Origin of the sequence: Enterobacter sp. K16B (assembly GCF_020216105.1) — a bacterium.
Taxonomy (GTDB): Bacteria; Pseudomonadota; Gammaproteobacteria; order Enterobacterales; family Enterobacteriaceae; genus Enterobacter; species Enterobacter sichuanensis.
In genome coordinates, this window is the sequence record NZ_JAIWJZ010000044.1 from 1 (window position 1) to 6420 (window position 6420).

Sequence of the window (6420 nt, forward strand, 5' to 3'; positions counted from 1 at the left end):
AAAAAAAACGGCTAAGCGCCGGTTTTTTACTTTATGCATGTGGCTTCTCGCCATTTTCATCCTGATCGACCGCGAAGCAGGCAACCAGCTGACCACCATACTCCTTCAGCTGCGGCTGTAGCTGGGTGCAAGGGCCAAAGCGACGGCTGCAGCGGGCGTTGAATGCACATCCCGGAGGTGGATTCAGCGGGCTTGGCAGTTCACCCGTCAGCTTAATACGCTCACGACGATCGTCCGGGTTCAGACGCGGCGTCGCAGACAGCAGCGCCTGGGTATACGGGTGACGAGGATTATTAAAGATCTGGTCTTTGGTCCCCTTCTCCACGCAGCGTCCCAGATACATCACCATCACTTCATCAGCGATATGCTCCACTACCGACAGGTCGTGGGAGATAAAGACGTAAGAGAGCCCCAGCTCCTGCTGAAGATCCATCATCAGGTTTAGCACCTGCGCGCGGACAGAAACATCGAGCGCTGAAACCGGTTCATCGGCAATCACCACGTCCGGATCGAGCATCAGCCCCCGCGCGATCGCGATACGCTGACGCTGCCCGCCGGAGAACATATGCGGATAACGATCATAATGCTCGGTTTTGAGGCCGACCTTCGCCATCATCGCCAGCGCTTTTTCACGGCGCTGCTCTTTGCTCAGATTGCTGTTAATCAACAGCGGCTCTTCCAGAATCTGCCCCACTTTTTTACGCGGGTTCAACGAACCGTACGGGTTCTGAAACACAATCTGGATTTTCTGGCGACGCAGCTTCTGCGCCTGCGGGTCATGCTTGAGCAGATCCTGCCCCTGATAATAGAGCTCGCCGCCGGTCGGCACTTCAATCATCGTCAGCAGACGGCCAAGCGTGGATTTACCGCAGCCTGATTCCCCCACCACCGCCAGCGTTTTACCGCGTTCGAGGTTAAATGAGACGCCGTCCAGCGCTTTCACCAGGCGCTCAGGGGCAAACAGTCCCTTCTTCACCGGGTAGTATTTTTTCAGATCGATGGCCTGCAACAGCGGCTGTTGCGTGGTGGCCTGTTGCGTACTCATAGTGTTGGCCTCCCGGCATCATCGAGTGGGTAGTGGCATTTTGACTGACGACCGTCAGCAAGCTGGTTCAGCTCTGGCTCTTCTGCCCGACATTTGTCTGTCGCATACGGGCAGCGCGGGTTAAGCAGACAGCCCTGCGGACGGTCATATTTCCCCGGTACCACGCCCGGCAGCGAGGCCAGGCGCGCTTTGTCCTGGGCAAACTCCGGCAGCGCGCGTAAAAGCGCCTGGGTATACGGGTGACGCGGCGCGCGGAAAATATCGTGCGAATTTCCGGTCTCGACCACCTGGCCGGCATACATCACGATGATCTTATGCGCCGCTTCGGCCACCAGCGCCAGGTCGTGCGTAATCAGCACCAGCGCCATATTCTCTTTCTGCTGCAGCTCCAGCAGCAGCTCGATGATTTGCGCCTGAATGGTCACATCCAGCGCCGTCGTCGGCTCATCCGCAATCAGCAGTTTTGGTCGACAGGCAATCGCCATCGCGATCATTACGCGCTGACTCATCCCACCGGAGAGCTGATGCGGGTAAACGTCCAGACGGGATGCCGGGTCAGGGATCCCGACCTGGTTCAGCAGATCGATCGCGCGCTGGCGACGGGTTTTCTTATTCCCGCCCTGATGCACCTTGATCGCCTCCATAATCTGGAAGCCCACGGTGTAGCACGGGTTCAGGCTGGTCATCGGATCCTGGAAAATCATCGCCACTTCCGCGCCCACCAGCTGGCGGCGCTGTTTCTCGGAAATGCGCTTCAGATCCTGACCGTTGAACTGCAGGTTTTCCGCCATCACCCGGCCCGGATAATCAATCAGACCCATAATCGCCAGTGAACTGACTGACTTACCGGAACCGGACTCCCCAACAATACCTACCACTTCGCCCTGATTAACGCTGTAGCTGATGCGGTCCACGGCGCGAAACGGGGTGCCTTCATCGCCGAAGTGCACCGATAATTTATCTACATTTAATAACGCCATCTCGTGCCTCTTACTGCTTCAGTTTGGGATCAAGTGCATCGCGCAGGCCATCACCCATCAGGTTAAATGCCAGCACCGTCAGCAGGATTGCCAGACCCGGGAAGGTGACAACCCACCAGGCGCTTTGTGCGAACTGCAACACGTCGGAGAGCATGGTGCCCCACTCCGGTGTTGGCGGCTGCGCACCCATGCCCAGGAAGCCAAGAGCGGCCATATCAAGAATGGCGTTAGAGAAACCGAGCGACGCCTGAACAATCAGCGGCGCAAGGCAGTTAGGGAAGATATTGACGAACATCTGACGCATCGCACCCGCCCCCGCCACGCGAGACGCGGTGACGTAGTCGCGATTCACTTCCACCAGCACTGCCGCACGGGTTAAACGTACGTAGTGAGGGAGTGCCACGAAGGTCAGGGCCAGCGCGGCGTTACCGATCGACGGGCCAAATATCGCCACCAGCACCAGGGCCAGCAGCAGACTTGGCAGAGCCAGCATGATGTCGACAATACGCATGATGATGTTATCAACGATGCCGCCGAAATAACCCGCAACCAGACCGAGGATGATCCCCATAATCAGGGACAGCACCACCACCAGGCAGCCGACCAGCAGCGACAGCCGCGCGCCGTACATCAGACGCGACAACACGTCGCGGCCCACGTCATCGGTACCTAACAGGTGAGCCAGGCTACCGCCATCCTGCCATGCCGGGGGTGCAAGCAGCGCATCACGGAACTGGTCCGCCGGGTTGTAGGGTGCCAGCACGTTCGCAAACACCGCAATGAGGATCATGATAGAGACATACACCAGCCCCACCACCGCGCCTTTGTTGCGCTTGAAGTAGTGCCAGAATTCCTGCAGCGGCGTCATTGGAACCGGTGCAGTAACCACTTTATTTTCAGAAACATGTGACATGATGGCCCCTTACTTCTTATGACGAATACGCGGGTTCACCACGCCGTACAGCAAATCGACCAGCAGGTTGACGAGGATAATCATCGTCGCGACCAGCAGTACACCGCCCTGCACAACCGGATAGTCACGGCGTTGCAGCGCATCAATCAGCCAGCGGCCCAGACCCGGCCAGGAGAAGATGGTTTCGGTCAGGATCGCCCCCGCCAGCAGTGTCCCCACCTGCAGCCCGATAACGGTTACCACCGGCAGCATGGCGTTACGCAGCGCATGGACGATGATGACGCGCATACGCGTCAGACCCTTGGCGCGCGCGGTGCGGATATAATCCTCACCCAGCACTTCCAGCATGGACGAACGGGTCATACGCACGATGACCGCCAGAGGAATGGTGCCCAGCACCATGGCAGGCAGGATCATATGCGCGACGGCATCAATGAAGTTGCCCTCTTCGCCCCAGATAGCCGTATCAATCAGCATAAAGCCAGTGAGTGGGTTGGAGTCATCCAGGAAGACCATGTCGCTGACGCGCCCGGAGACCGGCGTCAGGTTAAGCTGAACCGAGACCAGCATGATCAGCATCATGCCCCACCAAAAGATAGGCATGGAGTAGCCGGTCAGCGCCAGGCCCACGGCAGTATGGTCAAAAATGGAGCCACGTTTAACGGCAGCCAGTACCCCAACCGGAATACCCACCGCGGTGGCAAAAATCATGGCGCAGACGCCAAGCTCCAGTGTCGCTTTAAAACGCGGCACGAACTCGTCCCACACCGGAAGACGGCTTTTCAGCGAAATCCCTAAGTCGCCGTGCATGACGCCCCAAATATAATGGAGGTACTGCTGCCACATCGGCTTATCGAGGCCGAGTTCAGCCAACAGCTGTGCATGGCGCTCAGGGGAAATACCACGCTCGCCCGCCATAATCATTACCGGGTCGCCGGGGATCATATGGACGAAGGCAAAAGTGAGAAGGGTGATACCGATAAACGTGGGGATAACAAGTCCCAGACGTCGGAGGATGAACTGCAACATAACCCGGATTCTCTCTGATGACGCACGACCAGTGGCGTGGCGTCTGTATTGCTCACAAATCTTATCCCCTCTCCTTTCAGAGAGGGAATAAAGCACTGCTGCCGGGTGACGCTACGCTTACCCGGCCTACATACCGTAGGCCAGTGCAAGCGCAGCGCCGCCTGGCGTGGCTTTTAATTATTCAACAGAAACGTTTTCGAAGTGGTGTTTGCCCAGTGGATCAACCACGTAGCCTTTCACTTCTTTGCGCACTGGCTCGTACACGGTGGAGTGAGCAACAATCAGCGCCGGAGCCTGATCGTGCATGACAACCTGCGCCTGCTTGTACAGTTCAATACGTTTGTTGTGATCGTCGGTCGCACGCGCCGGCTGGATCAGGTCTTCAAACGGCTTGTAGCACCAGCGAGAGTAGTTAGAACCATCTTTTGCCGCCGCGCAGCTGAACAGGGTAGCGAAGAAGTTGTCCGGATCCCCATTGTCACCGGTCCAGCCCATCATTACCGCCTGGTGCTCACCCGCTTTGGCGCGCTTCAGATACTCGCCCCACTCGTAGGTCACAATCTTGGCCTGAACGCCAATTTTCGCCCAGTCAGCCTGAACCATTTCTGCCATACGGCGTGCGTTCGGGTTGTACGGACGCTGCACCGGCATCGCCCACAGCTCAACGGTAAAGCCTTTATCCTGGCCTGCTTCTTTCAGCAGCGCTTTCGCTTTCTCAGGATCGTAGGTGTAGTCTTTAACGTCATCGTTATAGCCCCACATGGTCGGTGGGATCAGGTTTTTGGCAGCAACGCCAGCGCCCTGGTAAACCGCTTTGATGATCGCTTCTTTGTTCACCGCGTAAGTCAGCGCCTGACGCACTTTTACGTCATCGAACGGTTTCTTCTCGGTGTTGAAAGAGAGGTAGCCTACGTTCAGACCCGCCTGCTCCAGCAGGTTGATGTTCTTATCCTGCTTCATGCGAGCAATGTCAGCCGGGTTCGGGTATGGCATCACCTGGCATTCGTTTTTCTGCAGTTTTGCATAACGCACTGACGCATCAGGCGTGATAGAGAAGACCAGACGGTCGATCTTCGGTTTGGTTCCCCAGTAGCCTTCGAACGCTTTGTAGAGAATACGGGAGTCTTTCTGGTACTGCAGCAGCTGGAATGGACCGGTACCGATTGGGTTCAGGTCAACTTTCTCCGGCGTACCGGCTTTCAGCATATTGTCCGCGTACTCTTTAGACAGAATAGAGGCGAAGTCCATGGCCAGATCCGCCAGGAATGGCGCTTCAGGACGCGTCAGCACGAACTGAACGGTATTATCGTCCACTTTTTTCACTTCAGCGATCAGGTCCGGCAGACCCATCCCTTCGAAGTATTCATAGCTGCCGCCAGAGACTTTGTGATACGGGTTCTGGGCGTTTTTCTGACGATCGAAGGAGAACACAACGTCGTCGGCGTTAAAGTCGCGCGTTGGTTTGAATTCTTTGCTGTCCTGCCACTTCACGCCCTTGCGCAGGTGGAAGGTATAGGTTTTACCGTCTTCGCTGACGTCCCACTTCTCCGCCAGCCCCGGGATCACTTCCGTAGTACCGGTTTTGAATTCAACCAGACGGTTATAGATTGGTACAGAGCTTGCGTCGTATGTCGTACCAGAGGTAAAGAGCTGTGGGTTAAAGCCTTCCGGCGAGCCTTCAGAACAGTAAACCAGGGTTTTTGCCTGTACGCTTGCTGCCACGGTCATAGCCACCAGGCTCAGACCAAGCTTCAGCATCCCTGACTTCTTCAAGGAAATACTCATTATTCTGCTCCAATGTGATGTTTTGCTTTGTTGTGTTACGCCGCCAGACCTTTATTTATTTTTTACCCGGTCCGGTCGGTGATGCCCGAAGGCGTTAAAGGGATGGAGAATCCTTTCAGAAGAGCGTTTGAGTTGCAGCGCAGATCGTCCCTGAAATGCCCCTCATGCCCTACAATCTGTCAACAGAATGTGAAAACGTCAATACAGGTGACGGGGATTTACGCTGAGTGTGAGAAACCGCAAACAAAGATTAAAAAAACTATGCATGCCAGTTTTCAGCAGGGAAATTTATGCTACTCGCCATCTTGCAGCACAACTATCTTCATATTGCGCAACAATCAGTGATTAACTTTTATTCAGAATGGGTAAATTTTCTTGCAGAATGGTGATTATCTGAGCACTAAATACCGCGAACGTTAAAACGCACAGCGAAAAATGCTGAGGTTATCCATAAGCAACGCGAAAAAAGATCAATCTATATATAAAAAAATACAATGGATTATGTCACAAAATCGTTAACAGGCAGGGTGAAGCGAGGCTAAGGGGCATTTTGGCCACTCTGGCGGGCTAAGATCATAATGCAAAAAGGGCTAACCTTGCGGTTAGCCCTTTTCAGAATGTGGTCGGCGAGAGAGGATTCGAACCTCCGACCCACTGGTCCCAAACCA

Annotated in this window: 5 protein-coding genes; all 5 read right to left on the reverse strand. The window is 55.3% G+C overall.

The window, feature by feature from the left end:
- Positions 1 to 31: 31 nt before the first annotated feature.
- Complete coding sequence (dppF, locus tag LDK53_RS10695; RefSeq protein ID WP_008502773.1) at positions 32 to 1045, reverse strand: dipeptide ABC transporter ATP-binding subunit DppF; 1014 nt, start codon at positions 1043 to 1045, stop codon at positions 32 to 34.
- Positions 1042 to 2025, reverse strand: coding sequence for a dipeptide ABC transporter ATP-binding protein (dppD, locus tag LDK53_RS10700; RefSeq protein ID WP_008502772.1), 984 nt, complete (start codon positions 2023 to 2025; stop codon positions 1042 to 1044). Before dppD ends, dppF begins: the two co-directional genes overlap by 4 nt.
- 10 nt (positions 2026 to 2035) lie before the next feature.
- On the reverse strand, positions 2036 to 2938 hold the full coding sequence (gene dppC, locus LDK53_RS10705) for a dipeptide ABC transporter permease DppC (protein ID WP_225287107.1): 903 nt from the start codon (positions 2936 to 2938) through the stop codon (positions 2036 to 2038).
- Between the two features lie 9 nt (positions 2939 to 2947).
- The gene (gene dppB / locus LDK53_RS10710) at positions 2948 to 3967 is read right to left on the reverse strand and encodes a dipeptide ABC transporter permease DppB (RefSeq protein ID WP_045285992.1); all 1020 of its coding nucleotides are present in this window, start codon (positions 3965 to 3967) and stop codon (positions 2948 to 2950) included.
- Between the two features lie 177 nt (positions 3968 to 4144).
- On the reverse strand, positions 4145 to 5752 hold the full coding sequence (gene dppA / locus LDK53_RS10715; RefSeq protein WP_025759189.1) for a dipeptide ABC transporter periplasmic-binding protein DppA: 1608 nt from the start codon (positions 5750 to 5752) through the stop codon (positions 4145 to 4147).
- Between the last annotated feature and the right edge of the window lie 668 nt (positions 5753 to 6420).